Annotated in this window: 21 protein-coding genes; 11 read left to right on the forward strand and 10 right to left on the reverse strand. The window is 66.2% G+C overall.

Translation table 11 applies throughout. The features are described from left to right. The first annotated feature begins 62 nt into the window (after window positions 1-62). The gene (locus WM2015_RS15825; protein ID WP_156200950.1) at window positions 63-242 is read left to right on the forward strand and encodes a hypothetical protein; all 180 of its coding nucleotides are present in this window, start codon (window positions 63-65) and stop codon (window positions 240-242) included. A gap of 76 nt (window positions 243-318) precedes the next feature. Here the strand turns inward: WM2015_RS15825 and WM2015_RS06170 are convergent, their stop codons facing one another. The 4 genes from WM2015_RS06170 to WM2015_RS06185 form a co-directional block, all read right to left on the reverse strand. Further along, window positions 319-1,464 carry an isovaleryl-CoA dehydrogenase gene (locus WM2015_RS06170; RefSeq protein ID WP_049725234.1) on the reverse strand — a complete coding sequence of 382 codons (1,146 nt, stop codon included), beginning with the start codon at window positions 1,462-1,464 and terminating at the stop codon, window positions 319-321. 172 nt (window positions 1,465-1,636) lie between these two features. After that, the gene (locus WM2015_RS06175) at window positions 1,637-2,740 is read right to left on the reverse strand and encodes a Glu/Leu/Phe/Val dehydrogenase dimerization domain-containing protein (RefSeq protein ID WP_049725235.1); all 1,104 of its coding nucleotides are present in this window, start codon (window positions 2,738-2,740) and stop codon (window positions 1,637-1,639) included. Window positions 2,741-2,998: 258 nt separating this feature from the next. Next, on the reverse strand, window positions 2,999-3,571 hold the full coding sequence (locus WM2015_RS06180; RefSeq protein WP_049725236.1) for a Tll0287-like domain-containing protein: 573 nt from the start codon (window positions 3,569-3,571) through the stop codon (window positions 2,999-3,001). Beyond that, the gene (locus WM2015_RS06185; RefSeq protein WP_049726995.1) at window positions 3,571-3,774 is read right to left on the reverse strand and encodes a YgaP family membrane protein; all 204 of its coding nucleotides are present in this window, start codon (window positions 3,772-3,774) and stop codon (window positions 3,571-3,573) included. The genes WM2015_RS06180 and WM2015_RS06185 overlap by 1 nt, the downstream gene beginning before the upstream one ends. Before the next feature lie 164 nt (window positions 3,775-3,938). On the opposite strand from WM2015_RS06185, the gene WM2015_RS06190 reads away from it, so the two are divergent. Next, window positions 3,939-4,226: a hypothetical protein gene (locus WM2015_RS06190; protein ID WP_156200952.1), complete on the forward strand. Its 288-nt coding sequence runs from the start codon at window positions 3,939-3,941 to the stop codon at window positions 4,224-4,226. Here WM2015_RS06190 and WM2015_RS06195 read toward each other — a convergent pair whose 3' ends face one another. Next, window positions 4,227-4,565, reverse strand: a complete 339-nt coding sequence (locus tag WM2015_RS06195) for an ArsR/SmtB family transcription factor (protein ID WP_245609813.1) — start codon at window positions 4,563-4,565, stop codon at window positions 4,227-4,229. 146 nt (window positions 4,566-4,711) lie between these two features. On the opposite strand from WM2015_RS06195, the gene WM2015_RS06200 reads away from it, so the two are divergent. Beyond that, a complete protein-coding gene (locus WM2015_RS06200) occupies window positions 4,712-8,182 on the forward strand; it encodes a methylmalonyl-CoA mutase family protein (protein WP_049725238.1) in 3,471 nt (1,156 codons plus the stop codon). A 257-nt stretch (window positions 8,183-8,439) separates the two neighbouring features. Here the strand turns inward: WM2015_RS06200 and WM2015_RS06205 are convergent, their stop codons facing one another. Beyond that, on the reverse strand, window positions 8,440-9,210 hold the full coding sequence (locus tag WM2015_RS06205) for an esterase/lipase family protein (RefSeq protein ID WP_049725239.1): 771 nt from the start codon (window positions 9,208-9,210) through the stop codon (window positions 8,440-8,442). Then, the gene (locus WM2015_RS06210; RefSeq protein WP_049725240.1) at window positions 9,207-9,719 is read right to left on the reverse strand and encodes a MarR family winged helix-turn-helix transcriptional regulator; all 513 of its coding nucleotides are present in this window, start codon (window positions 9,717-9,719) and stop codon (window positions 9,207-9,209) included. The genes WM2015_RS06205 and WM2015_RS06210 overlap by 4 nt, the downstream gene beginning before the upstream one ends. Before the next feature lie 207 nt (window positions 9,720-9,926). Between WM2015_RS06210 and WM2015_RS06215 the strand changes: the two genes are divergently transcribed. Further along, complete coding sequence (locus WM2015_RS06215) at window positions 9,927-11,519, forward strand: peptide MFS transporter (RefSeq protein ID WP_082169517.1); 1,593 nt, start codon at window positions 9,927-9,929, stop codon at window positions 11,517-11,519. 65 nt (window positions 11,520-11,584) lie between these two features. Here WM2015_RS06215 and WM2015_RS06220 read toward each other — a convergent pair whose 3' ends face one another. Further along, window positions 11,585-14,698, reverse strand: coding sequence for an error-prone DNA polymerase (locus tag WM2015_RS06220; protein WP_049725241.1), 3,114 nt, complete (start codon window positions 14,696-14,698; stop codon window positions 11,585-11,587). A 126-nt stretch (window positions 14,699-14,824) separates the two neighbouring features. Between WM2015_RS06220 and WM2015_RS06225 the strand changes: the two genes are divergently transcribed. From WM2015_RS06225 to WM2015_RS06255, 7 genes are all read left to right on the forward strand, one after another. Further along, window positions 14,825-15,412, forward strand: coding sequence for an ECF-type sigma factor (locus WM2015_RS06225; protein ID WP_049725242.1), 588 nt, complete (start codon window positions 14,825-14,827; stop codon window positions 15,410-15,412). Beyond that, the gene (locus WM2015_RS06230; RefSeq protein ID WP_049725243.1) at window positions 15,405-18,038 is read left to right on the forward strand and encodes a serine/threonine-protein kinase; all 2,634 of its coding nucleotides are present in this window, start codon (window positions 15,405-15,407) and stop codon (window positions 18,036-18,038) included. The genes WM2015_RS06225 and WM2015_RS06230 overlap by 8 nt, the downstream gene beginning before the upstream one ends. Before the next feature lie 154 nt (window positions 18,039-18,192). Continuing rightward, the gene (locus tag WM2015_RS06235) at window positions 18,193-18,474 is read left to right on the forward strand and encodes a hypothetical protein (protein WP_049725244.1); all 282 of its coding nucleotides are present in this window, start codon (window positions 18,193-18,195) and stop codon (window positions 18,472-18,474) included. Between the two features lie 104 nt (window positions 18,475-18,578). After that, the gene (locus WM2015_RS06240; protein ID WP_049725245.1) at window positions 18,579-19,517 is read left to right on the forward strand and encodes a DnaJ C-terminal domain-containing protein; all 939 of its coding nucleotides are present in this window, start codon (window positions 18,579-18,581) and stop codon (window positions 19,515-19,517) included. Between the two features lie 2 nt (window positions 19,518-19,519). Then, window positions 19,520-19,849: a chaperone modulator CbpM gene (locus WM2015_RS06245; RefSeq protein ID WP_049725246.1), complete on the forward strand. Its 330-nt coding sequence runs from the start codon at window positions 19,520-19,522 to the stop codon at window positions 19,847-19,849. A gap of 82 nt (window positions 19,850-19,931) precedes the next feature. Next, entirely contained in the window at window positions 19,932-20,948 is a 1,017-nt protein-coding gene (locus WM2015_RS06250; RefSeq protein ID WP_049725247.1) for a polysaccharide deacetylase family protein, read from the forward strand. Window positions 20,949-20,994: 46 nt separating this feature from the next. After that, a complete protein-coding gene (locus WM2015_RS06255) occupies window positions 20,995-23,022 on the forward strand; it encodes a DEAD/DEAH box helicase (RefSeq protein ID WP_082169519.1) in 2,028 nt (675 codons plus the stop codon). A 19-nt stretch (window positions 23,023-23,041) separates the two neighbouring features. Here the strand turns inward: WM2015_RS06255 and WM2015_RS06260 are convergent, their stop codons facing one another. Together WM2015_RS06260 and pdsR are read right to left on the reverse strand one after the other, a co-directional pair. Then, window positions 23,042-25,018 carry an ATP-binding protein gene (locus WM2015_RS06260; RefSeq protein WP_049725248.1) on the reverse strand — a complete coding sequence of 659 codons (1,977 nt, stop codon included), beginning with the start codon at window positions 25,016-25,018 and terminating at the stop codon, window positions 23,042-23,044. Next, window positions 25,015-25,716 carry a proteobacterial dedicated sortase system response regulator gene (gene pdsR, locus WM2015_RS06265; RefSeq protein WP_049725249.1) on the reverse strand — a complete coding sequence of 234 codons (702 nt, stop codon included), beginning with the start codon at window positions 25,714-25,716 and terminating at the stop codon, window positions 25,015-25,017. The genes WM2015_RS06260 and pdsR overlap by 4 nt, the downstream gene beginning before the upstream one ends. Window positions 25,717-25,760: the final 44 nt, after the last annotated feature.

Raw genomic sequence — 25,760 nt, forward strand, 5'->3', positions numbered from 1 at the left:
CGCGAGCCTTGATGCCTGGTTACACTGCGGTCCGGATCCAGGCAAGTTCGATGAGGTGAGCGATGAATGGCGCAGGCGTATTGCAGATCATGGGGTTGGTCCTGCTGCTTCTCGGCGGGCTGGGCATTGCCTGGCAGATGACCGGCGACGCGCCGCCGGTGGTCTGGCTGGGGGCGATCGGCCCGATCATCATGGGGATCGCGCTGCTGTTGATCGGGCGATCCCTGCGGCGGGAGAAATAGCTGCGGCTTCGACCAGGGAGGATGCAGGCCCTGGCTGCAAGGCGCGGGGAATGCCGCCCCGCACCCGATCAGGAAATCAGGTGTTTCTCGACAGCTCCCGGCCGATGAGCATCCGTCGGATTTCGTTGGTGCCGGCGCCGATGTCGTAGAGCTTGGCATCGCGCAGCAGACGGCCGGTGGGGTATTCGTTGATGTAGCCGTTGCCGCCGAGGGCCTGGATGGCTTCGAGGGCGACCTTGACCGCGCTGGTCGAGGCGTGCAGCAGGCAGGCGGCGGTGTCGACGCGCGACTTCTCGCCACGATCGTAATCGGCGGCGACCTGATAGGCGAAGCCGCGCGAGCTCTGCATCATCGCGTACATGTCGCCGATCTTGGCCTGCATCAGGCCGAACTCGGCCAGGGTGCGGCCGAACTGCTTGCGCTCGCGGATATAGGGCAGCACCTGATCCATTGCGGCCTGCATGATGCCGATCGGGCCGCCGGAAAGCACCAGGCGCTCGGAGTTGAGGCCCGACATCAGGATCTTCACGCCCTGATTGACTTCGCCGAGCACGTTGGCCTCGGGGATCTCGCAGTTGTCGAACACCAGTTCGCAGGTGTTGGATCCGCGCATGCCCAGCTTGTCGAGCTTCTGGGCCTTGGAAAAGCCCGCCATGCCCTTTTCGATGATGAAGGCGGTCATGCAGCGGCTGCCGGCTTCCGGGCCGGCGGTGCGCATGTAGACCAGAGCGACATCGCATTCTGGACCGTTCGTGATCCACATCTTCGAGCCGTTGGCGACCCAGACATCGCCGTGCCGTTCGGCTCGGCAGCTCATCGAACCGACCACGTCGGATCCGGCACCCGGCTCGGACATGGCCAGTGCGCCCTTCCACTCGCCGCTGACCAGCTTCGGCACGTACGTCTGGCGCTGTGCCTCGTTGCCGTTGCGGCACAGGTTGTCCAGGCAGAGATTGGAGTGCGCGCCGTAGGACAGGCCGACGGAGGCGGAGGCCCGGGAAATCTCTTCCATGGCGACCAGATGCGCCAGGTAGCCCATGTCCGAGCCGCCGTAGGCTTCCGGAATGGTGATGCCCAGCAGGCCCATCTGCCCCAGTTCTTCCCAGAGGTCCTGCGGGAACTCGTTGGACTGGTCGATGTGCTCGGCGCGCGGTGCGATCGATTCCTCGGCGAAGCGGCGAACCGACTCGCGCAGCATTTCGATGTCTTCGGACAGCTTCATGTTCGGGTGCCTCGGAAAGTCTGCAGAGCTTGAGGAAACCGCAGATTACGCAGATGTGCGCAGATGAAGAAACAAGGCCTCGGGCTCGAGCCCTTCTGATCGCTGGTGAACATTTCCGATCAAGGAGCGGGAGTAATCTGCGTCCAATCTGCGTAATCTGCGGTCCCAGACCCTAGTTGTGGCCGCGTTCGCGGCCCGGGAAGCGGTGCGAGCGACCCATGAACGGCAGCTTCAGCTTGCCGATCGTGTTGATGCGCTCTTCGGCCATGCGGTCGGCCGCTTTCCAGCTCGGGATGCCATCGCGCTCGGCGATCTGGAAGATCTTCGAGACGTTGTAGTAGATGGTGCGCATCATGCGCTTGGCGCGTTCGCGGTTGTAGCCTTCGAACTCGATCGAGACGTTCATCAGGCCACCGGCGTTGACGGCGTAGTCCGGCGCGTAGAGGATGCCGCGGCGCTCCAGTTCGTCACCGCACTCTTCCGTGGCCAGCTGGTTGTTGGCGGCACCGCAGACGATCTTGAACTTGAAGCGCGGGATGGTCTGCTCGTTGACGATCGCACCCAGGGCGGTCGGGCAGAACACGTCGGCGTCCACGTCGTAGATCTCGTCCAGGGCGACGGCTTCGCAGCCCAGATCGACGGCCGCCTGCACGGCCTCTTCGTTAATGTCGGTGACGAAGACCTTGGCACCCTCGTTGCGCAGCAGCTTGACCAGCTCCATGCCCACGTGGCCGACGCCCTGAACGGCGTAGCTGTAGTCGCCGACTTCCTCGTTGTTGAACTTGTGCGAGAGCGAGGCACGGATGCCCTGCAGGGTGCCGAAGGCGGTGAACGGCGAGGGATCGCCCGAGCCACCGTGGACCTGATGCACGCCGACGCAATTGTCGGTTTCCTGGAACACGTATTCCATGTCGTTGACGTCGATGCCGACATCTTCCGCAGTGATGTAGCGGCCGTTCATTGAATCGATGAAGCGGCCGAAGGCGCGGAACAGGGCCTCGGACTTGTCACTGCGCGGATCGCCGATGAGCACGGATTTGCCACCACCCAGGTTCAGACCGGCCACGGCGGCCTTGTAGGTCATGCCGCGCGACAGACGGAGCACGTCGTCGAGCGCTTCCTGTTCGGTCGCGTAGGGCCACATGCGCAGGCCGCCCAGGGCCGGGCCCAGGGTCGTGTTGTGAATGGCGATGATGCCTTTCAGGCCCGCTTCCTTGTTGTGGCAGAACACGACCTGCTCATGCTCGGTCGTATGGATGGTTTCGAACAGATTCATTGAGATTCCTCCAGGGCCTGCGCATTTTTCGGTCGCAGGCGATTGAGCCGACCCCCGATCGTCGGCCGGAACGAAAAAATGGAAGAGCAGGGGGAGGGAAATCGAGTCCCGTCCTGCCGCTGCGCCCAACGGTCGGCTCGAGGCCGCGCCAGTTCGGGCAGCCGCTTATTTTAGCGGGAAACGTGACGCCGTGCACGAAGGTGGTCGTCGGCGTCCGGGGGAGTTCATTGCAGCCTCGATTCGACGGGCGGAGGAATCTCAGTCGCTGGAGGGGAGCTCGATCTGCACGCTGAATGCGCCGCGCAAGCTGCCCGGTCCGAAGCCGGTCGCCTGGTCTTCAGGGTAGCGTTGCTCGATGGCCTGGCGCAGTTCGGGCGCGATCTCCGAGCCGTGGCAGGCGAGGCAGAGCCCGTCGGTCGGGATGGCCTTCATCCAGTGGCCGACGCGGCGGTCGTCGAGGCGGCGGATGGCGAAGCGCTCCAGATTGCCCGGGGCCTCGCCCGCGGCCAATCGAGCCTCGAACTCCGCCAGAATTCGCTGTTCCCAGGCATCGGGGCGATTGTCGGGGTTGCGGACGCGCAGCGCCGTGCGCCCCACGGAACCTTGGTCACCGGACAGCTCCTCGGCAATGGCCGGGGCCTGCCGCTGGCAGACTTCGATCGCCGCGATCAGACCTTCCGACTCGATGGCGGTCAGCAGGGCCTGCTTGAGCTGGGTGCCAAGCTGCTGCGCGCTCTGGCGCGCCTCGCCGACCCAGGGCGGAGGCGCGTCCTGTGCGAAGGTCGGTGCGGCCAGGCAGAGCAGAGCCAGGCTCAGGCCACGCAACCCCATCAGTTGAAGGCGTGTCCGGGTTTGCGGCCCATGGCCTTGAGGATCATGGCCAGCGGACAGAAGCCGGTGAAGGCCGCCTGGAACATGTTCAGGCCGACGAAGGCGGTCAGCCAGAGCCAGTAGACGCTATGGACCTGGGACAGGCCGAGGCTGAGCAGGATCACGAGTCCGGCGAAGGCAAAAACGATGCGGTCGATGTTCATGTCGAATTCCATCTGGAAACCGACCTAAATATAAGAACAAACTAATATTAAATCAAGCAGAATCTTCAGCAAGGTCTCGATTCGGGAACGATGGGGAAGTCGATACAATCCGGCCTCGCCCGCGAATGGGGGCGAATCCCGCCAACCGACGATTCCTGGAAGCCATGGACTTCATTCTGCCGATCCTGCTCGCCGTCTTCTTCATCCACCTGCTGGTTTTCGCCCGCCTGGGTCTGAAGCGACGCGAGTTCTACTACCTGGCGCTGGTGGTCACCTTCACGCTGCTCTGTGCCAGCATCCTGCTGCGCATGTTCGCACCGGAACTCGCGCTGGGCTCCTGGAACCTCGCCTGGGTACTCAGGGTGGGTGCCTGGCTGTCCGCCCTGGTGTCGATCAGCTGGACCCTGAGCCGCATCCTGCGGCGCCGACGCGAGCGTCAGCCTGGCGATTGATCAATCGACCTTGCAGAACTGCTCGTAGAGCACCGCCATCACCGCCTGGACTTCCTGGCTGGCCAGGGAGTAGTGGATGGTCTGCTGCTCTCGGCGGGTCTTGACCAGACCGCTGTTGCGCAGCACGGCCAGGTGCTGGGACAGGGCGGACTGACTCAGGGGCAGGTGGGCGTTGAGCTCGCTCACCGACATTTCCTGATCGAGCAGATGGCAGAGGATCATCAGACGATGCGGATTGGCCATCATTTTCAGGAATTGCGCCGCATCCTCGGCATGGCGACCCATTTCCTCGATCGGCAATTGATCCAAACGATGGGTTTTGCAGGCGGTTTCGCTCATGTCGTCGTGTCTTCCAGACCAGTGTTCAGGGGTGGGGCCGTGCCTTCCGGGCGAATCCCGGGGCGCTTCGCAGGGACTTCTCGGCGTGGCGACTCCACCGAGTTAAAATACTGAATTCCGTCGTCATCCGCCACTGTGTGTACATTATGAGCCAGTCCGCCGAGTCCTTCACCGCCGTCGACGCCCCACGTTCCGACGCGCCGCTTCGCTTCGTCACGGCCGCCAGCCTGTTCGATGGTCACGATGCCGCGATCAATCTGATGCGTCGATTGATCCAGGCCGAGGGCTGCGAGGTCATCCACCTGGGCCACAACCGTTCCGTGGCCGACATCGTGCGGGCCGCGATCTGTGAAGACGCCGATGGTATCGCCATCAGCTCCTACCAGGGCGGGCACAACGAGTACTTCAAGTACATGGTCGACATGCTCGATGAGCTCGGCGCCGGTCATATCCAGGTCTTCGGTGGCGGCGGTGGCACGATCACGCCCGACGAGATCCGGGCGCTCCAGGCGCAGGGCGTCAATCGCATCTATCACCCGGATGACGGGATGAAGATGGGGCTGAAGGAAATGATCGAAGACCTGGTCGAGCGCACGCGTTCGGCACGCGCCCAGCGCATGGCCGGAACCATCGACAACGGTGACGGCCCCGATGCCAGGCTGGCCGCGACCCTGTCCGCCATCGAGACCGGCGCGATTTCCGAACACGAGCTGGCCCGCCTTCGCAAGGTTGCGGCGGATCGGTCCGAGGTGCCGGTGGTTGGCCTGACCGGCACGGGCGGTGCGGGCAAGTCCTCGGTCACTGACGAGCTGCTCAACCGCTTTCTGCAGTATTTCCCGGACATGCGCATCGCCGTGCTGGCCGTGGACCCGACCCGTCGACGCACCGGCGGCGCCTTGCTGGGGGACCGCATCCGCATGAATTCCCTGCGATCGGAGCGGGTGTTCATGCGCTCCATGGCCACCCGTCGCCAGCACCTGGCCGTGTCCGAGGTGGTGGCCGATTCCCTGGCGGCGATGAAGGCGGCGGACTTCGATCTGGTCATTCTGGAAACCGCCGGCATCGGCCAGTCGGATTCCGAAGTGGTCGATCTGGTCGATTTCCCGATCTACGTGATGACCTCCGACTACGGTGCCGCCAGCCAGCTGGAGAAGATCGACATGCTCGACTTCGCCGAGCTGGTGATCCTGAACAAGTTCGACCGCCAGGGCTCGCGCGACGCCCTGCGTGACGTTCGCAAGCAGTGGAAGCGCAACCGCCTGGCCTTCCAGCTGGCCGACGAGGACGTGCCCGTCTTCCCGACCATCGCCAGCCAGTTCAACGATCCGGGCGTGACCTGGATGTTCGCCGGGCTCTGCCGACTCCTGCGCGAAGGCCCAGCGGCGGGCGCAGAGGATAAGCTCAGGAACTACGGCAGCGAACGCTGCGATTTCAGCCCGGCCGTCGAGCTGGCGGACCACGAGCCCAAGCCCTCGGTGCTGATTCCGGGTCAGCGCGTGCGCTACCTCGCCGAGATCGCCGAGCAGGGCCGGGGCATCAACGTGGACATCCTGGCCTGGGCCGAGGAGGCCCGGCGGGCCCAGCATTACTTCGAAGTGATCCGCGAGCTTTCAGCGGACTTCGATGGCGCCGCCATGGTGCCGATCGCCGAGGCATCGGTGGCCGCGGCCGACGCCGCTCTGAAGACCCTGATGGAGCGCTACAACGAGGCTCTGAAAGCGGTTCCCGAGGCCGCGCGCGATCTGCTCAAGGCCTGGCCCGAGCTGAAGGCCTCGGTGGAGGCCGACGAGTACAGCTACGAGGTGCGAGGTCGCACGATCACCGGCTCGAACTACCGCGAGTCCCTGTCGCGCCTGCAGATTCCGAAGATCGCCGCGCCCCAGACCTCGGACTGGGGCGATCTGCTGGTCTTCCTGATGAAGGAGAACCTGCCGGGTCACTACCCCTACACCGGTGGCGTCTATCCCTACCGCCGGACCAACGAAGACCCGATCCGCATGTTCGCCGGCGAAGGCACGCCGGAGCGGACCAACCGCCGTTTCCACTACGTTTCCGAAGGTCAGCCGGCCAAGCGCCTGTCGACGGCCTTCGACTCGGTCACGCTCTACGGCGAGGACCCGCACGAGCGGCCCGACATCTACGGCAAGGTCGGCAACTCCGGCGTCTCGATCGCGACCCTCGATGACATGAAGAAGCTCTACTCGGGCTTCGATCTGAGCGCGCCGAACACCTCCGTGTCGATGACCATCAACGGCCCGGCGCCGATGCTGATGGCGATGTTCATGAACACGGCCATCGACCAGCAGGTCGAAAAGCACCTGAAGGCATCTGGGCAATGGGAGGCGGCGCAGGGAAAACGCGCCGAACTGCTGGGTCAGGACCTGCCCGAGTACTCTGGCGATCTGCCGAAGACCAACGACGGCCTCGGTCTCGGTCTGCTCGGCGTGACCGGGGATCAGCTCCTCGACGCCGAGACCTATCAGAAGATCAAGGCGGACACGCTCAAGACCGTCCGCGGCACGGTGCAGGCGGACATCCTGAAGGAGGACCAGGCCCAGAACACCTGCATCTTCTCCACCGAGTTCGCCATGCACATGATGGGCGACATCCAGCAGTACTTCATCGACCACGGCGTGCGCAACTTCTACTCCGTGTCGATCTCCGGATATCACATCGCCGAGGCCGGCGCGAACCCGATCAGCCAGCTGGCCTTCACCCTGTCCAACGGCTTCACCATCGTCGAGTACTACCTGGCCCGGGGCATGGATATCAATGAGTTCGCGCCGAACCTGAGCTTCTTCTTCTCCAACGGCATGGATCCGGAATACACGGTCATCGGCCGGGTGGCGCGGCGCATCTGGGCGCGGGCCATGCGCGAGCGCTACGGCGCCAACCAGCGCTCGCAGATGATGAAGTACCACATCCAGACCTCGGGTCGTTCCCTGCACGCCCAGGAAATCCAGTTCAACGACATCCGCACCACCCTGCAGGCCCTGTACGCGATCTTCGATAACTGCAACAGCCTGCACACGAACGCCTACGACGAGGCGATCACGACGCCGACGGAGGAGTCCGTGCGCCGGGCCGTGGCGATCCAGATGATCATCAACAAGGAGCTCGGCCTGAACTTCTGCGAGAACCCCTGGCAGGGCAGCTTCATCGTCGACCAGCTCACGGATCTGGTCGAAGAAGCGGTCTATCAGGAGTTCGAACGCATCTCCGAGCGCGGCGGCGTGCTGGGCGCGATGGACACGATGTACCAGCGCGGCAAGATCCAGGAAGAGTCCCTGTACTACGAGCACAAGAAGCACGACGGCTCGCTGCCCCTGGTCGGCGTCAACACCTTCCTGCCGCCGGAGGGCTCGGCCCAGGAGGGCGGCGAGATCGAATTGGCGCGTTCCACCGAGGCGGAGAAGCAGCAGCAGGTCCACAACGTCCGCGCCTTCCAGGGCCGCAATTCCGAGACCGCCGAGGCGGCCCTGAAGCAACTACAGGAGGTGGCCCGCCAGCGCGGCAACACCTTCGAGGCCCTGATGGAGGCCGTCAAGCGCTGCTCGCTCGGCCAGATCAGCCACTCGCTCTACGAGGTCGGTGGCGAGTACCGCAGGAACATGTAACGGTGCTGTGAAAAGGCTTCGGACTAGCCCATGAGCACCTCTCGCCCATCGGATTACTCAGTCTCTGAATGCTCGTTTGACGCTGCCAGTCGCGCTGCGGAGGAGGACTTCCTGCGCAAGACACCTCGGCAACGACTGGCGTGGCTCGAGTCCGCCCAGCAGTTGTTTCGTGTCGGGCAACAGCGAGCTGGGCAGGCCGGAGTCGAAGCACGCCGGCATCGGTGACATGTCGGAAAAGCCAGGGGGAAGAGGCGCGTTCAGGCTCGTTTCGATAGGGTCGCCAGGATCACATCCCAGACCTTCGGGTTGATGGCCATGCCCAGGTGGCTGACGTCGAGTTCGACATGCCGGACCCTCGGGTTGGCTTCATCCAGCGCGGCCTGATAGCCGACGATGGCATCCGAGCGGCTGACAATCGCCGTGACCGGCACCTGGATCGGCGTCTGGCTTCGACGCTCCACCTGCCGCTCGATCCAGTCCAGATCAAGCCCGCGGCCCGCCAGGCGATCGGCCGCCGCGGTGTATTTCGGCCCGCCCAGCACCGGGGAGCCCAGGGTAATGACCTGACTGATCAGCTCCGGGCATTCGCGTGCCGCTTCGCGGGCGATGGTGCCGCCGAGGCTCCAGCCGATCAGGGTCAGCTTCGAATCGAGGGCGGCGGCCCGCTGCTGCGCTCGCGCGATCAAGCGATCGCAGAGCAGGGGCACGCCGGCTTCGCCGCGATAGCGCGGCAGGGGCTCGAGTTGCCAGCCCTCGCTGACGTCGTCCAGGCGATGGCGAATGTCCAGTCCGGCCAGATTCCGGCCCAGCCCCCAGTCTTCCGCGTGGATGCCATGGCGAGCGAGCTGTCGCTTGAGCGGTCGCATGAAGGCCTCGCTGGCACCGAAGCCGGGGAGCAGCAGAACGGGCTCGGTCTCGATCCGCCTCGCGCCTGGCTGCAGCCAGCGCAGCGCCATATGCACCGCGTCGCTGGCCACTCGGGCCTCTTTCCAGAGCAGTTTGCGTGGTGGGGGAGCCAGGGTCGTCATGTCCAAGATTCCTTTTCGTGAGCTTGCTGAGCGGCCTGGTGGATGGCCGCGACATCCAGACCGAGCAGGTGAAAATGCATGGTGTTCATGGTCGCGTGGGTCTGATCGAGATCCTCGCGGCTGAAGGGAGCGAGCTGGGCGCGGACGAAGGCCCGTGTGGAGCGCAGCGCTTCCCGGTGTAAACGTCGCCCGACCTCGGTCAGGCGGGCCACACGCGAGCGTCCGTCTGACTCATGGGCCTGCAGTCGCAGCAGGCCGGCCTTTTCCAGTCGCCGCAGCAGGCCGGTGACGTTGCCGCGCGTGACCAGCAGGGTCTCGGCGATGCGCTTGGGCAGGGCATCGGCGCCCAGTCGGTGGACGGCGTCCATGGTGTCGAACTGCGCTGCGCTCAGGCCGTGCAATGCGAGCAGCTCCTCGTAGCGGCGGTTGCAGGTCTGGTAGGCACGGACCACGGCCAGCCAGGTCGAACTGGCCAGAGCATCAGCTGAAGCGTCGGTCTTGTCGTTCATTGTTTCAGGCCACTGATTTATGCATCAATCAGTTTAGTTTATCGATAAACCATCAAGGGCTCCTTCACGCCCTCGAAACCGGCCTCCGCCGCGGTGATCGAGCGCGCCATCTCCACTCCGGTTTGCGATCCAACTTGCGACTTCAGGCCGTTTCTGTTCAACTTCCCGGGTTTTCCTCCACCAGAATTCAAAAACGAGGGTAGGGCCATGAGCAATTCCCAAGCCGGCAATCTGGCCGGCCAGAAGACCTTCTTCGGCCATCCGGTCGGACTGGGCAACCTCTTCTTCACCGAGCTGTGGGAGCGTTTCAGCTACTACGGCATGCGCGCGCTGCTGGTGCTGTTCATGGTCGCGGCGGTCAGTGAAGGTGGGCTCGGTTTCGATGACCCGACGGCCACGGCCATCTACGGCCTCTACACCGCTGGCGTCTACCTCGCCGCGCTTCCGGGCGGCTGGCTGGCGGACCGCATCTACGGCCAGCAGAACGCCATCTGGTATGGCGGCATCATCATCGCCGCCGGACACCTGGTGCTGGCCCTGCCGGGCTTCGGTCTGATCGGGGAGCACTACGGCTTCTTCATGGGCCTGATCCTGATCGTGGTCGGCACCGGCCTGCTCAAGCCGAACATTTCCAGCTGCGTCGGGGAGTTGTATCCGGAGGGCGGCGCGCGCCGCGACGCCGGTTACGTGCTCTATTACATGGGCATCAACCTCGGCGCCTTCCTGGGGCCGCTGGTCTGCGGCTTCCTGCGCATCAACATGGGCTGGCACTGGGGCTTTGCCGCCGCGGCCGTGGGCATGATCGCCGGTCTGATCGTCTACCGCCTGACCCAGCACCACCTGGGCGACTTCGGCAAGCTTCCGAACCCGGTCAAGCCGGGTGACGAAGGCAAGGTCAAGGCCGTCAAGCTGGCGACCTACATCGGCACCGGACTGATCTTCCTGATCGCCGTGCTGGCCCTGGAGGGCGTGATCACGATCGACGCGCTGAGTCTGTCCCAGTACAGCGTCTTCGTGATCGTGGCGGTGGCGGCGCTGTTCTTCGGTCGCGTACTGATCGACAAGTCCCTGACCGGCCTCGAGCGCCGCCGGGTCGTGGTGCTGATCGCCCTGTTCATCGGCGCGGCCCTGTTCTGGTCGGGCTTCGAGCAGGCCGGGTCGTCCCTGAACCTGTTCGCCGAGCGCTACACGGCACGCGAGCTGCTGGGCATCGCCATCCCCGCCGAGGTCTTCCAGAGCCTGAACCCGCTCTACATCCTGATCTTCGCGCCGTTCTTCTCGGCGCTCTGGATCAACCTGGGTCGGCGCAATCTGGATCCCTCGATCCCGCTGAAGTTCGCCCTGGGCTTCCTGCAGCTGGGAATCGGTTTCGGCTTCATGTGGATCGCCGCCTCCCTGATCCAGGACGGTGGACAGGTACTGCCGACCTGGCTGCTGCTGACCTACCTGTTCCATACGACCGGTGAGCTCTGCCTGAGCCCGATCGGCCTGTCGGCGACCTCCAAGCTGGCACCGCGCAGCTACTACAGCCAGATGATGGGCATGTGGTTCTTCGGTGCCGCCCTGGGCAACCTGCTCGCCGGTCTGCTGGCCGGTGAGTTCAGCGGCGAGAACGTGGCCGAGTTCCCCGAGCGCTACCGCCAGATCGTGATCTTCTGCGGTGCGGTCACGGTGGCCTTCCTGATCGCCACGCCCTTCCTGAAGAAGATGGCCGCCCTCGATCAGGTCAAGACCGACGACGTGACCCGGGAAGACGAGCCGGGCGCCTACGAGGCGGGTGGGCCGACGGCCAAGCCCTGATCGGCTTCATTGTCGTTCTTCAACGCGGAGCAGGTTCGGACCTGCTCCGCGCTTTTCGTTTCGGGTCAATGGAAATCCCGCGAGCCCGCGGCGAGCGTGGCCAGGCGCTCGTCTTCGGCATGGAACCGCCTGGCGATGACATGCTGCGTGCCCTGCGCGTTCTGCAGGGTGCCGGCGACGCGCAGTAGCCGTGCATCGAGGATCTCGCGGCGATAGCGCTCGAGCAGCTTCGGCCAGACCACCACGTTGATGATGCCGGTCTCGTCTTCCAGCGACAGGAAGATGACACCCGAGGCCGTGCCCGGGCGCTGGCGGTGGGTGACCAGGCCGAGCACCTCGATCGGCGTGCCATCGTTCAGTCCAGCCAGCTCACGTGCCCGGCGCAGGCGCCGGCCGATCCGGGGCCGGATCAGGCCGGCCGGGTGCTGCTCCAGGCTCAGGCCGGTACTGGCGTAGTCGTCGAGGAGGCTGGACTGGCGGTCCGGCGGTCGGATCGAGACCCGCTCCTCGGCGATGCTCGCCCCGGCCAGCAGGTCGCCCTGGACCGCGCTGGCCAGGGCCTGCCAGCGCGCCCGATTTCGGTGCCCGGCCAGGCCCTTGAGGGCATTGCCTTCGGCCAGGGCCTTGAGCTGGCGGCGGTCCAGGCGCGCCCGCTCGGCCAGGTCCTGGACGCTGTAGAAAGGCCGTTGCTCACGGGCAGCCACCAGGCGCTCGACCGCATCCGCGTTCATGCCCTTGATCATCCCCAGGCCAAGGCGGATGGACGTCTCTGCTTCCAGTGAACAATCCCAGCCGCTGAAGCGCACGTCGGCCGGAAGCACCCGGACGCCGTGGCGACGCACGTCGTTGATGATCTGGGCCGGGGCGTAGAAACCCATCGGCTGGCTGTTGAGCAGGGCGCAGGCAAAGGGCGCCGGATGGTGGCATTTCAGCCAGGCGGAAAAGTAGGTCAGCAGGGCAAAGCTTGCGGCATGCGATTCGGGGAAGCCGTAGTCACCGAAGCCCTGGATCTGGCGGTAGATTCGTTCGGCGAAGTCCGTTGGATAGCCGCGCCGATGCATGCCTTCGATGAGCTTGTCACGGAAGGGCTCGAGGCCGCCCCGGCGCTTCCAGGCTGCCATCGCCCGGCGCAGCTGGTCGGCTTCCCCGGGCGTGAAGCCGGCGGCGACGATGGCGATCTGCATTACCTGTTCCTGGAAGATCGGCACGCCGAGCGTGCGTTTCAGGACGGTCTCCAGCTCGGGTGAGGGATAGCGCACCCGATCGGGGTCGGTGCGTCGCTCGAGGTAGGGGTGGACCATGTCGCCCTGGATCGGTCCCGGGCGGACGATGGCGACTTCGATCACCAGGTCGTAGAAGCAGCGTGGCTTCAGACGCGGCAGCATCGCCATCTGCGCCCGCGACTCGACCTGGAACACGCCCAGGGCGTCGCCCTTGCAGAGCATGTCGTAGGTGGCCGAGTCTTCGCGGGGCAGCCTGGCCAGGCTCAGCGCCGGTTCGGGCCGGTTCCTGGCGTTGATCAGGTCGATGGCCTTGCGGATCACCGTCAGCATCCCCAGCGCCAGGCAGTCGACCTTCAACAAGCCGAGGGTCTCGAGGTCGTCCTTGTCCCACTGGATGATGGTGCGCTCGTCCATCGCCGCGTTCTCGACCGGGACCAGATGGTGCAGGGGGGCATCGCTGATGACCATGCCGCCGACGTGCTGGGAGAGGTGGCGCGGGCGGCCGACCAGCTGGCCGCTCAGGGTCATGAGCTGACGAGTGACCGGTGCATCGGGGTCGAAACCGCATTCGGCCAGGCGCTCCGGCCAGACTTCGGGCTGGTCCCACCAGGCCAGGGAGGCGGTGAGGCGGTTCATGCGCACCGGATCCAGGCCCAGGGCCCGGCCGACGTCCTTGAGCGCGCTCTTCGGTCGGTAGCTGATGACGGTGGCGGCCAGGGCGGCCCGGTCGCGCCCGTATTTCTCGTAGACGTACTGCAGCACTTCCTCGCGTCGCTCGTGCTCGAAGTCGACGTCGATATCGGGCGGTTCGTCGCGTTCCTTGGACAGGAAGCGCTCGAACAGCAGTTGCTGCCGGGCCGGATCGACCTCGGTGACGCCTAGGCAGTAGCAGACCGCCGAGTTGGCGGCCGAGCCGCGCCCCTGGCAGAGAATGCCGCGCGAGCGAGCGAAACGGACGAGGTCGTGGACGGTCAGGAAGAAGGCCTCGACGCCCATGTCCTCGATCAGGCTCAACTCCTTCGCCACCAGGGCTCGCACCCTGTCGGGCGGGTGTTCACCGTAGCGTTGCGTCATGCCCTCCAGGGTGAGCCGGCGCAGGTGCCGGGCCGGCGTCAGAGGGCCGGGCACGAGTTCGCTGGGGTAGCGGTAGTTCAGCTGGTCCATGGAAAAGCGGCAGCGCTCGGCCAGGCGCAGGGTTTCCTCCAGCCAATGGGCGGGGTAGAGCTTGTCGAGCGTCTCCAGGGGCCTGAGGTGGCGTTCACCGTTGGCCGCCAGGTCCAGACCGCATTCGCTCAGGGGGCGTTGTAGTTCCAGCGCGCTCAGCACATCGGCCAGGGGGCGCTGGGCACGTTCGGCCATGCGTACATCGCCGCAGGCCAGGCGCGGCAGATCCAGCAGGCGGCCCAGTTTTTCCAGCGCCTGAAAGGCCGTGGCCTCACCCGGGCGCAGCAGGCGGCTGGCCCCCAGCCAGAGCCGGCCTTCGAAGCGTGCCTTCAGCCACTGGGCCGGCGCCAGCCAGTGATCGAGCCGTCGTTCGCGATCCGCTTCCTCGGCCGGCGACTCGAGCGCGGGCTTCCAGATCACCAGGACGCGATCCAGGGCGCCGTCGAGATCTTCCATGAGCAGTCGATAACGGCCCTTGCTCGCGCGCCGCCGGGCGGTGGTGATCAGTCGACAGATCTCGCTGTAGGCCGTCTGGTCGGGGGCCAGCAGGACCAGGCGCTGTGGCTCCCCGACGCTCAGCTCGACTTGCAGCTCACTGCCCACGATCAGTGGCAGACCGAGCTCGCGGGCGGCTTCATGGGCGCGCACGATGCCGGCCATGGAGCACTCATCGGTCAGCGCCAGGGCACGGTAGCCGAGCGCATGGGCACGCTGCACCAGCTCACCGGGCAGGGCCACGGCGCGGCGGAAGCTGAAGGCGCTCAGGGCGTGCAGTTCGGCGTAGGCGACCATGTTCGGAGTATAACTATATAAATGAACAGTAAAGGTGGTTTCAAAAGGGTTTTGTGTGACGGCTGCAAGCTGTGATGCCCGTCTCGCTATGGCACACTAGGCGGCCGTACGCCGCAGGGAATCGTCGTGTCCGAAACCAGCTCCAACACCCAGGGGGATGTCACCCAGCTGCTGAGTGAACTCAAGGGTTCACCGGACCTGATGGACCACATCCTGCCGCTGATCTACGACGACCTTCGCCAGGTCGCCCGCTGCCAGCAGGCGCGCCTGGGTTCCAGCCCGACCCTGCAGACCACCGAACTGGTCCACGAGGCCTTCATCAAGCTGCGCCAGGCCGCCGGACAGCCGATCCACAACCGCCTGCACCTCAAGCGCCTGTCCTACCTGGCCATTCGCCAGCTGATCGTCGATCACGCGCGCAGCAAACTGGCGGCCAAGCGCGGAGCCGGGCAGGCGGTGGAATCCCTCGACGATGAACTGGTGGCCGACCCGATGCTCGAAGACGAATCCTCGGTGCTGCAGGTCAACGAGGCCCTCGAGCGCCTCGAACAGAGCAACCCCGAGCTGGCCGAAGTCGTGATCGCTCGCTTCTTCGGTGGTTACACGGCCGAGGAAATCGGCGAGATGCTCGAGATTTCCGTGCGCACGGTCCAGCGCCACTGGGAGCGCGCTCGTGCCTGGCTGCTGATGGACATCCAGGCGGCCGATGAGTGACGCGCGTCGACCGCGCGGAGGGCGGCTGACGCCCGTCCGCCGGCGCCTGCTTGACCGCTTGTTCGATCAGGCCCTGGAATTGCCGCCGGAGGAGCGCGGCGACTACGTCGAGCGCTGTCTGCTGCGGGCGCCGCGACTCGCCTTCTGGCTGGAGCGTCTGCTGGCGGCGGGCGCGCAGCCCACCGCCTTCGTCGACCAGTCCGCGCGCCACCTGGTCGGCAATGCCCTGGCCGAGCGCACCGATCTGTTTCCTCGCACCCTGGTCCGCGGCACGCGCATGGGCCCCTGGCGGATCCTGGCCCGGATCGGCGCCGGGGGCATGGGCGAGGTCTATCACGCCGAGCGGGCCGATGGCGCGTTCCGGATGCAGGTGGCGATCAAGCTGATCCGCTCCCGGCGTGAGAATCTGGCCCGCCTGCTCGAGACCGAACGCGAGCTGCTGGCCCGCCTCAATCATCCCTGCATCGCGCGCCTGATCGACGGTGGTCTGGCCGAGGATGGCCGTCCCTACCTGGTCATGGAATGGGTCGACGGCCGCACCCTGGGCGAGTGGATCCATGGCAGTGACGTGAATGCTGCACGCTGTCTCGATGTCTTCGCCGGGGTCTGCGAGGCCGTCGCCTTTGCCCACCGTGCGCTGGTCGTGCACGGCGACATCAAGCCGGCCAATGTGGCCGTGAGTCGGGATGATCAGGTCAAGCTGCTTGATTTCGGAGTGGCCCAGCTGATGGACGTCGACACCGATGCCCGGCTGCCCAGCGCCCTGACGCCGGGCTTTGCCGCGCCGGAACAGCTGGCGGGTGAACCGGTCTCGACGGCCAGCGACATCTACAGTCTCGGCGCGGTGCTTCGCTGGATGGTCCATTCGCCGCCGGACAAGGACGACCCGGACGGCCAGCCCCGCCTGCGCGAGGCCTGGCGTGGCTTCCATCGCCTGGCCGATCTCCAGGCCGTGATCGATCAGGCCACGGCCGACAGCCCCGATCAACGCTATCCCACCGTCAATGCCCTGCTGCTCGAGCTCGATCGCCTGACCAGCGACCGCCCGGTCCGGGCCAGGCGCCTGTCCCTGCCGGGTGTGGTCCGACTCTGGGCGCGTCGTCGGCGCTGGACCGCCCTGTTCGGCGGCCTCGGTCTGATTGCCCTGGTCGCCGGTGTGAGCGGCCTGGTCTGGCAGGCGCGCATCGTAGCCCAGGAGCGCGATGTGGCCCGCCACGAGGCCGATGTCACACTGGCCGTCAAGGACCGCTTGATCGTCTTGTTTCGCGAGGCCAGCCAGCTCAGTGGGAGCGAAGAACTCAGCGCGCGGCAACTGCTCGATGAAACGGTCATCGCTGCGGAAGAGTGGCTTCAGAACGATCCGGAGACCCTGATCGAAATCCGCCTGGCCCTGGCCGAAATTCTGATTGCACTTGATGACTGGGCGTCGGCCGAGCCGTTGCTGGCGCAGAGCGTGGCGGAAGTTCGCGGTGATAGCTCACCGGTACTGCTGGCGAAGCTCAAGCATGGCCTGGCCCAGGTTCGTCATCGTCAGGGGCGGGTCGAAGAGGGCTTCGAGCTGGCCGACGAGGCCGTTGAGTTGATCGATTCCCTGTCCGGGGAGCATCCGGAGCGCCTGGCGAGCGCGTTGCAGACGCGCGGTGCCTTGAAGCGTCTGCGTGGGGACTGGGATGGCGCCGTCGCCGATCTGCAGAGATCCAGAACCCTGGCCTCCGAGGCCTCGGCCGGCCCCCGACCGATGATGGCCTGGGCCGAATCGAATCTGGCCGCCACCTATCTCGTGGGAGGGCGGCTGGAAGAGGCCGTCGAGCACATGGAACGCGCGGAAGCGCTCTGGACCACGCTGGGCCGGGGCGAGTCCCCGGATGCCCTGACCAATCTGCAGAACCTGGCGGCGGTTCTGGATCGGCTGGGGCGTTCAGAGGAGGCGGCGCGGCGCTTCGAACGAATCATCGAATTGCGCCGAAGTCGTCTGGGAGAGTCCGCCGCCCTGGCCGCTTCGATGACCCAGTTGGGTCGTCTTCTGCTGGTTCGTGGTGATCTGGAGCGGGGCCGCGAGCTGATCGATGAGGCCCTGGTGATGATGGAGCGCTTCGTCGGGCCGGATACGGTGGACTACGCGAGCACCCTGTTCGGTGTCGGGGAGCTGAAGCTGATCGAGCGGGAGCCTGCGGCTGCGGCTGCGGCTTTTGCCAGAGCGAAGTCGATATTCACCCGGACCGTCGGTGCGGAGCATCCCTACACCCGGGTCGCACAGTTGGGCGAGGATCGCGCGCTGGCGATCAGCGAGGATGCCGGCGATCAGCGCGAGGCGGTGCAGCGCCTGACAGCGACGATCGACAAGCTGCGCGATGCAGGTCCGGTGGCCGAGACTTTTCTGGCGCGCGGCCTGTGCGAACGCGCCGTCCTCGGTGTCCGCCTTTCCCTGCCATCGGCTGCAGAGGATGCAACCGAGTGTCTGCGCTTGCGGCAAGCACGTTCCCTGGGAGGGTGGCGCGAGCTGGAAGCGCTGGCGCTGGTGCAATTGACCCGCCAGCAGTTCGACGAATTGGCGGTGTCCGTGGAGCGAATGGCGGAGATCATGTATCCCGAGCACCCGCGGGTGGTCTGGTTGCGTCAATTCTGATTCGCAAAAGCCTGCTAGCGCTTTTTTGACAGTCATCCCGGCTTTCACTTAGCCTCAGCCATGGCCCGCCATCGGCGGGGTCTCGCGCCGCTGGGGCATGCAGCGCATCCGCAGCGGCGATCTTTTGAGTTGAATACATGCAGGAGTGTTGGCGATGATATTTTTTCGGAAGTTTCTTCTGGTTGCTGTGCTGTTGGGTCTCCTGGTCTGCATTTCTGCTCCGGTGACGGCGTCGTCGGGCCAGCTTTCCAATGACAATGCCCCGACGATCCAGCAGACCTTCCTGTCCTGGACGCGCTGGTTGTTCGGGGGCTTCGCGTCTTCGGAGTCGGGCGAGGTGAGCGATCTCGCGGATCAGGCACTCGACCCCGAAGACGATGAAGGGACCGGTGATCAAGGCATCTCGGCGACCGTCACGGAGTACATCATCCTCTGATCGGCTTGGCCCGGCCGGGCGCCCGTCCGCCCGTCGCCTTCGGCGCTTGATTCCATGGTCGATCTCCCCCAGATAGCCTGTATCCAGGAACGAGTTGCAAGGCCGTGAAATTCAAGGACTATTACAAGGTTCTCGGGGTGGAGTCCGGCGCCAGCCAGGACGAGATCAAGCGCGCCTATCGGAAGCTGGCGCGCAAGTATCACCCCGACGTCAGCAAGGAGGCCGACGCCGAGGAACGTTTCAAGGAGGTCGGCGAGGCCTACGAGGCCTTGAAGGATCCCGACAAGCGGAAGGCCTACGATCAGGTCCGTCAGGGTGGCTGGCAGCAGGGCGATGAATTCCGCCCGCCGCCGGACTGGCAGGGCGGCTTCCAGGGCGGTGGTTTCAACCCGGAGGACCTGGCCGGCTTCAGTGACTTCTTCTCCAGCCTGTTCGGTGGCGGCTTCGGTGGCGGGCGGTCCCGCGGACCCCGGCAGGCGCCCGGCCGTGACAGCCACGCCCGGATCGAGGTCGATCTGGAAACGGCCTTCAAGGGCGGAGCGCGGCGGATCAGCCTGGCGCGCGCCGTGGTCGGCGCCGACGGTCACGTGCATCAGCGTCCCCAGGATCTCGAAGTTCGCATCCCGGCCGGAGTCAGCGATGGCCAGCAGATCCGTCTGCGCGGCCAGGGCGAGCCTGGCTTCGGCGGCGGACCGGCGGGCGATCTCTACCTGGAAGTCGCCTTGAAACCGCATCGTCTCTTCGAAGTGCACGGGCGGGACATCCATCTGCAGCTGCCCATCGCGCCCTGGGAAGCCGCGCTGGGTGCGAAGATCACGGTACCGACCCTGGCCGGGAAGGTGACGATGAACATTCCTCCCGGCAGTTCCAGCGGCAAGCGACTCCGCCTGAAGGGCCGCGGTCTGCCAGGAAAGAGCCCGGGCGATCAGTACGTGATTCTGAAGGTGGTGGTGCCGCCGGCCGACGATGAACGACAGGTGGAACTGTACCGTGAACTCGAGCGCGCTCAGAATTTCGATCCGCGCGCCGGGATGGAGGTCTGACCATGAATGCCAAGCGTGAGGATGTACCGCTCGTCGAACTGCTCGATCACGACACCAGGCTCGGCATGGAGGAACTCTGTCGGGCCTGTGAATTGAGCCGCGAGGAATTGCTGACCTGGGTGGCCGAGGGCGTGGCCGAGCCTCGAGACGCCGGGGCCGGGGAATGGCATTTCAGCCTGCGCCAGTTTCGCCGCCTGCGCACGGCCCGACGCCTGCGACGGGATCTCGACGTGGTGCCTTCCGACCTCCCGCTGGTGCTGGATCTGATCGAAGAACTCGAACAGCTGCGGCGGCGCGTTCGTTCGCTGGAGCGTCTGCTCGACGCGAGCTGAGCCGCCAAGACACGCAGGTCCTTGCCAGACTCGGACCGAGTGGTCATGATCGGATGCCTGTGCCGTTACGGGGATCCTGGCCATGCGACCGAATGCTTCGCGCATCAGACTGCCTTTGCTGGCTCTGATACTGCTCCTGTCTTCTGCGCAGGCCTTGGCCGATGCCAGCCGCCGCGCGCCCTGGACCGAGGACAGCCTGAGGCCGAGTCTGGCCGTGACCATCGACGACCTGCCGGTAGGACCGCCGTCGCGTCATGATCTCGATCAGCAGACCCGGATCACCGAGCGACTGCTGGCGGTGCTTCGGGCGCGTGCCGTGCCGGCGATCGGTTTCGTCAACGAGGCCCGCCTGGAACGCGAGGGCGAGCTCGACCCGGAGCGCGTCGCCCTGCTTCGGCGCTGGTTGGATGCGGGGATGGCGCTGGGCAATCACGGCTATGAGCACCTGAGCCTGCACCGGGTCGAGCCCGAGATCTGGATCGAGGACGCGCTCCGCGGCGATATCGTCACCCGACGCCTGCTGGCCGAACGCGGCATGACCCCGGTCTGGTTCCGTCATCCCTACCTCCACGTCGGGCGCAGCGCCGAGATCCAGCGTATGACCGCGCAGGCCCTGGCCGAGCGCGGCTATCGTATAGCTCCCGTCACGGTCGACAATGGTGAATGGGTCTACGCTGATGCCTACGCCCGGGCCTGGAACGCGAACGATCGGGAAAGCATGGAAAGGATCGGGCGAGATTACCTTCGCTATATGCTGGAAATGGTTGTTTTCTATGAGAATCAGTCCCTGGCGATCGTCGGTGAGCCGATTCCACAGACCCTCCTGATCCATGCCAATGCCCTCAATGCCGACTATCTGGGCCCTTTGCTCGATGCCCTGAGCGAGCGAGGCTACCGCTTCGTCGACCTGGAACAGGCCACGAAGCATCCGGCTTATCAGCGTCCGATCCACGGCTACACGGGGCCCGGTGGAATCACCTGGTTGCACCGCTGGGCGCTGACGGCCGGCGTCGATGCTTCCGTGTTTCGCGGCGAGCCGGAGGTGCCTGACTGGGTTGACGCACTTCGCCATGCATCGTCGGTTGACGGTGCGAATTGAATTATGATGCTCGGTTCGATAACGAACCGGGTCCTCGAGGAAGTCCATGTCCGATCAACACAGGGAAGGCGAGCAGCCTTCCGAATCCCCCGAAACGGCGAGTTTCGCCGAACTCGGACTGCCGGAAGTCCTGCTGGGTGTACTCACCGGCCTGGGCTACGAGGCCCCGTCGCCGATTCAGGCGGCCACCATTCCGGCCCTGCTGAACGGCAGCGACGTCCTTGGCCAGGCCCAGACGGGCACCGGCAAGACCGCCGCGTTCGCACTGCCCGTGCTGGCCCGTCTCAGGGCTTCGTCCCCGCGGCCGGCCGCCCTGGTGCTGGTGCCGACGCGAGAGCTCGCGATCCAGGTCGCCGAGGCCTTTCAGCGCTATGCCAGTGGTCTGGATGGTTTTCACGTCCTGCCGATCTACGGTGGCCAGGCCTACGGTCCGCAGCTGGCCGGTCTGCGCCGTGGCGCCGACGTGGTCGTGGGCACCCCGGGCCGGGTGATCGATCATCTGGACAAGGGCACGCTGGATCTGAGTCACCTGAGCACGCTGGTCCTCGACGAAGCCGACGAGATGCTCCGCATGGGTTTCATCGACGACGTCGAGAACGTCCTGTCGAAGATGCCGAAGGACTGCCAGATCGCGCTGTTCTCGGCGACCATGCCGGCGGCCGTGGCCCGGATCGCCGAACGCTACCTGAAGGATCCCGAGCGGGTCACGATCCGCTCCAGAACCACGACGGCGGCGACGATCCGCCAGCGCTACTGGCTGGTCAGCGGCCTGCACAAGCTCGATGCCCTGACGCGCATCCTCGAGGTCGAGCCCTTCGATGCGATGATCGTCTTCGCCCGGACCCGGGTGGCGACCGAGGAGCTGGCGCAGCGGCTCAACGCCCGTGGCTTCTCCGCGGCCGCGCTCAACGGCGACGTGCCCCAGCAGCAGCGCGAGCAGTTCGTCGAGCGACTGAAGGGCGGCGACATCGACATCCTGGTGGCCACCGACGTGGCCGCACGCGGCCTCGACGTCGAGCGCATCAGCCACGTGGTCAACTACGACATTCCCTACGACACGGAAGCCTACGTCCATCGCATCGGCCGCACCGGTCGGGCAGGGCGGGCCGGCGAGGCCATCCTGTTCGTCGCGCCCCGGGAGCGCGGCATGCTGCGCGCCATCGAACGTGCCACCCGCCAGCCGATCGAGCCGATGGGCGTGCCCTCGGTGGCCGATGTCAACGAACAGCGCGTGCAGCGCTTCAAGAAAGCCGTTGCGCAGGCACTGGAAGAAGAGTCCCTGGACGTCTATCGGGAGGTCGTGGACGCCTGTCAGCAGGAGACGGGTGCCGAAATGAGCGACATCGCGGCGGCGCTGGCCAGGCTGCTGCGCGGCGGGGACGAACTGCTGCTCAGCGAGCCGGAACCGCTCCCCGGCCGCCATGAACGCCGCCCGGATCGTCCGCCGCGTGAGCGCAGTCGTCCGAACCAGCCCGAGGCGCCATCGGAGGAAGGCCTGCGGTCCTACCGGGTCGAAGTCGGCAATGTCCACGGCGTGCGGACCGGCAATCTGGTCGGTGCCATTGCCAATGAAGCGAATCTGGATTCGTCCCGGATCGGTCGGATCCGGATTCGCGATCAGTTCAGTCTCGTCGAGCTGCCCGCCGATCTTCCGCAGGCGACACTCGATCTGCTGGCTCGCGTCCGGGTGGCCGGTCAGGCCCTGGACATCCGGGTCGATACGGGGCCCGTCGGCCCCCCGCGTCGGTCCGGTGGTCCTCATCGCAAGGAAGGCAAACCACATCGCGGGCAGCGGCGCGAGGGGCCGGTGCGCGAAAGCTGGCGTCCCGATTCGGAGCGAGGGGAGCGCCCGCCCCGTGGGCGTGCCCCGAAGGCGCACTCCTCAGACCGCCCGGCCGGCAAGGGCAAGCCGACTGGAAAGCCGGGTCGCAAAGCGGATGCCGAAGGCAAGGGCGCTCGAAAGTCCGATGACAGCGACGGTCGGCGGCCACCCGTGCGCCGCGCCGTGCAGTCGCGGGCCGCGCGCAAGGCCGGTCATACGGCGCGTCGGGTCAAACCCAAGAAATCGTCCTGATGGGTCGAGATTTCTAGTCTTAAGCCGGAAAGCTCACGCTGAAACGCACGCCGCCGGGGCGGTTGCTGGCCCGGACCCGGCCCTGGTGATGTTCGGCAATCAGTCGCACGATGCTCAGGCCCAGACCGAGGTGGACACCCTGACCACGGGTCTTGCGCACGGAGACCATGGAGTCGAACAGGGTGTCGCTGTCCTCGGGCAGGGCGGGACCCTCATTGTCGATGTGCATCACGATGCGCTGGTCGACGCGCAGGGCGGTGACCGCGATGCGGCTTCCCGGGGGGCTGAAGTCGACGGCGTTCTCGATCAGCTTGTCGAGCAGCTGAGCCAGCAGGTCCGGGGCGGCGAGTATCCGGAGCGATTCCGCGTCGGTCGATGCCCCCTTGCGCTTCGCCTGAGCGGGCAGCTCCAGCTCGAAGCGCCGTTCCGGATAGGTGTCGGCGCAGGCCTCGAGGTATGTCCTCAGAAACTCGCCCAGGTCGATCGCTTCCAGCGCTTCATGAGCGAGGCTCTCCTCGATGCGTGACGCCTGACTCATGGCGCGGAAGATCCGGTTCAGGCGGTCACTCCCTTCGCTGGCGCGTTGCCGGTAGCGTTCGATGTCGTCCAGTGCTTCGGCGTGCTCCATGTTGTCCAGCGAGGAGCGGATCATGGCCAGTGGGGTCCGCAGTTCGTGCGCCAGCTTGTCGGCCAGGGTCCTGAGGTAACTCTGATGTTCACGAAGGCGCCCGAGCAGCTGCGTGACCGTACGACCCAGATCGCCCAGCTCGTCCCCCGATCGGGGTGGGCTGGGCGTCTGACGAACCTGTCCATCCTCGCCGACCGAGGCCTCGGCCAGGTCGCGCAGGCGTCGGATCCGAAGCGATAGCCAGGTGGCATAGGCCAGCAGCAACAGCGCGACACCCGCAAACACGCCCAGGTTGATGCTGAGCAGGCGCAGCACGGCACGGTTGCTGTCCAGCAGGAGGCGATCCGCATCCCGCTCGAGCAGCAGCACGCCGACGGTTTCTCCATCCCGTTCGATCGGCGCGGCGGCGGACAGGGTGACGCCGGGCTGGTCATCGCGCGTCGTCCAGCTGGTCGGTTCGGGCAGGGCGCTCAGGCGCACGGTCTCGGGGCCGCGCGAGGGTCCGACGCCGATCGAATCGCTGGCCAGTCGCTCGAACAGGATGGTGTCCAGCCAGCTGGGCGAGGCCGGCTCCTGGTCTTCCGGCCCGTCGCGCCGGGCGCGGGCCAGGACCCATCCGGACGGCAGGCTGACCCAGGCCCGGGTCCGGTCGGGGAGCAGCGAGGCCAATAGCCCATCGAGCGGGCGGTCGGGGCGCATTACGGTCAGGGCCGTGTCCGGGCCGTAGCGGCGTGCGTCCGAGTTCCGGGCCCTGTCGTCGACATCGACGACCCGCCAGCTCAGCGTCTCGATGCGCGGCTGATCGGGCACCTGAAGCTCCACCGTCCAGCCCCGCGCGCCCGGTTGCCAATAGCCCTGGACCCGGGGCCAGCCTTCGGAATTGCGCCCGCGGGATTCCACCCAGCCTGGAGCGAGCGGGGCCAGCTCCACCGTTCCGCGCAGGCCATCCGCGCGTTCGAACTCCAGTTCGAGGCGATCGCCGTCGCCGCGTCCCGGCTGGCTGTAGACCTGCCGTGGGCTGCGGACCTGGAACAGCAGCTGGAGGGTCTGCTCGTGTACCGCGGCCGTGAGGCGGGCGCCGCTGCCTGTCTCCTCGTTTGCGGGGTCGATGGCCCAGTCGTCCGGGTAGCCATCGAGGATGGGGCGCGCTTCGGGGCGACGGGCAAAGAGCAGCGGCGTGTCCGGTCCGAGCCAGGGCGTGTCGGCGCGTTCGGCCACCAGGCGCGCGGTGGTCCTGGCGCTGTCGAACAGGGCATCGGCGTGCCCGGCGCGCAGGGTGCGTTCGACCTGGCGGGCGAACTGCCAGCCGGCCACGGGCAGGACCAGCAGCAGCAGGGCGATCAACGCCAGCTGCCAGCGAAGGCTCATGCGCCGGCGTGCCAGCGGTAGCCCGCCCCGTGCACCGTGCCGAGCGCCTCGAAGTCCGGGTCCACGAGCTGGAACTTGCGCCGGATGCGTTTGATGTGGGAGGTGATGGTGGTGTCGTCCACGACCAGGCTGGCCGCATCCATCAGCTGGCCCCGGCTCTTGACGTGGCCGGGGTGGCGGGCGAGGGCATGGACCATCCAGAATTCGGTCACCGTCAGCGCCACGCCCTGGCCCTGCCAGTGGACGGTCAGCGCATCGGGGTCGAGCACCAGCGCGCCCTGCTCGAGGCGCCGGTCCGGGGCGCTGCGGGTCTGCTTCAGCGCGTCGATGCGCCGGAACAGGGCGGTGATCCGGGCCAGCAGATGGCTGGTGGAGATGTCCTTGGTCAGGTAGTCATCGGCGCCGAGGCGCAGGCCGGAGACGGCGTCGAGGTCGCTGTCGCGGGCGGTCAGGAAGATGATCGGCAGCTCGCCGGAGCGCTGGCGCAGCCAGCGACACAGCTCGAAGCCGCCTTCCGGTTCGTCGCCCAGGCCGATGTCGATGATGGCCAGGTCCGGCAGGGCCTGTTCGAAGGCGGCCTGGGCGCTGGCGCGGTCGCCGAAGCCGCGGCTCTGGAAGCCGTAGCGCTCCAGCGCGTCCCGGTAGTTCTCCCGGATCGGGGCTTCGTCTTCGATGATGGCGATCAGGCGTGAGCTCATGGCTGGGCATTGTCGGGATTCACGCGCCCGCGTACAAGCCGATC

The organism is Wenzhouxiangella marina, from assembly GCF_001187785.1.
In the GTDB taxonomy this organism is placed as follows: domain Bacteria; phylum Pseudomonadota; class Gammaproteobacteria; order Xanthomonadales; family Wenzhouxiangellaceae; genus Wenzhouxiangella; species Wenzhouxiangella marina.

Excerpts from the sequence above, each read along its gene's own strand:
- pdsR (WP_049725249.1), bottom strand. The coding sequence starts at position 25,716 with ATGAGCTCACGCCTGATCGCCATCATCGAAGACGAAGCCCCGATCCGG.
- WM2015_RS06235 (WP_049725244.1), top strand. The coding sequence starts at position 18,193 with ATGATATTTTTTCGGAAGTTTCTTCTGGTTGCTGTGCTGTTGGGTCTC.
- WM2015_RS06205 (WP_049725239.1), bottom strand. The coding sequence starts at position 9,210 with ATGACGACCCTGGCTCCCCCACCACGCAAACTGCTCTGGAAAGAGGCC.
- WM2015_RS06185 (WP_049726995.1), bottom strand. The coding sequence starts at position 3,774 with ATGAACATCGACCGCATCGTTTTTGCCTTCGCCGGACTCGTGATCCTG.
- WM2015_RS06230 (WP_049725243.1), top strand. The coding sequence starts at position 15,405 with ATGAGTGACGCGCGTCGACCGCGCGGAGGGCGGCTGACGCCCGTCCGC.
- WM2015_RS06190 (WP_156200952.1), top strand. The coding sequence starts at position 3,939 with ATGGACTTCATTCTGCCGATCCTGCTCGCCGTCTTCTTCATCCACCTG.
- WM2015_RS06250 (WP_049725247.1), top strand. The coding sequence starts at position 19,932 with ATGCGACCGAATGCTTCGCGCATCAGACTGCCTTTGCTGGCTCTGATA.
- WM2015_RS06245 (WP_049725246.1), top strand. The coding sequence starts at position 19,520 with ATGAATGCCAAGCGTGAGGATGTACCGCTCGTCGAACTGCTCGATCAC.
- WM2015_RS06210 (WP_049725240.1), bottom strand. The coding sequence starts at position 9,719 with ATGAACGACAAGACCGACGCTTCAGCTGATGCTCTGGCCAGTTCGACC.
- WM2015_RS15825 (WP_156200950.1), top strand. The coding sequence starts at position 63 with ATGAATGGCGCAGGCGTATTGCAGATCATGGGGTTGGTCCTGCTGCTT.
- WM2015_RS06195 (WP_245609813.1), bottom strand. The coding sequence starts at position 4,565 with ATGAGCGAAACCGCCTGCAAAACCCATCGTTTGGATCAATTGCCGATC.
- WM2015_RS06215 (WP_082169517.1), top strand. The coding sequence starts at position 9,927 with ATGAGCAATTCCCAAGCCGGCAATCTGGCCGGCCAGAAGACCTTCTTC.
- WM2015_RS06200 (WP_049725238.1), top strand. The coding sequence starts at position 4,712 with ATGAGCCAGTCCGCCGAGTCCTTCACCGCCGTCGACGCCCCACGTTCC.
- WM2015_RS06180 (WP_049725236.1), bottom strand. The coding sequence starts at position 3,571 with ATGGGGTTGCGTGGCCTGAGCCTGGCTCTGCTCTGCCTGGCCGCACCG.
- WM2015_RS06255 (WP_082169519.1), top strand. The coding sequence starts at position 20,995 with ATGTCCGATCAACACAGGGAAGGCGAGCAGCCTTCCGAATCCCCCGAA.
- WM2015_RS06170 (WP_049725234.1), bottom strand. The coding sequence starts at position 1,464 with ATGAAGCTGTCCGAAGACATCGAAATGCTGCGCGAGTCGGTTCGCCGC.
- WM2015_RS06220 (WP_049725241.1), bottom strand. The coding sequence starts at position 14,698 with ATGGTCGCCTACGCCGAACTGCACGCCCTGAGCGCCTTCAGCTTCCGC.
- WM2015_RS06260 (WP_049725248.1), bottom strand. The coding sequence starts at position 25,018 with ATGAGCCTTCGCTGGCAGCTGGCGTTGATCGCCCTGCTGCTGCTGGTC.
- WM2015_RS06175 (WP_049725235.1), bottom strand. The coding sequence starts at position 2,740 with ATGAATCTGTTCGAAACCATCCATACGACCGAGCATGAGCAGGTCGTG.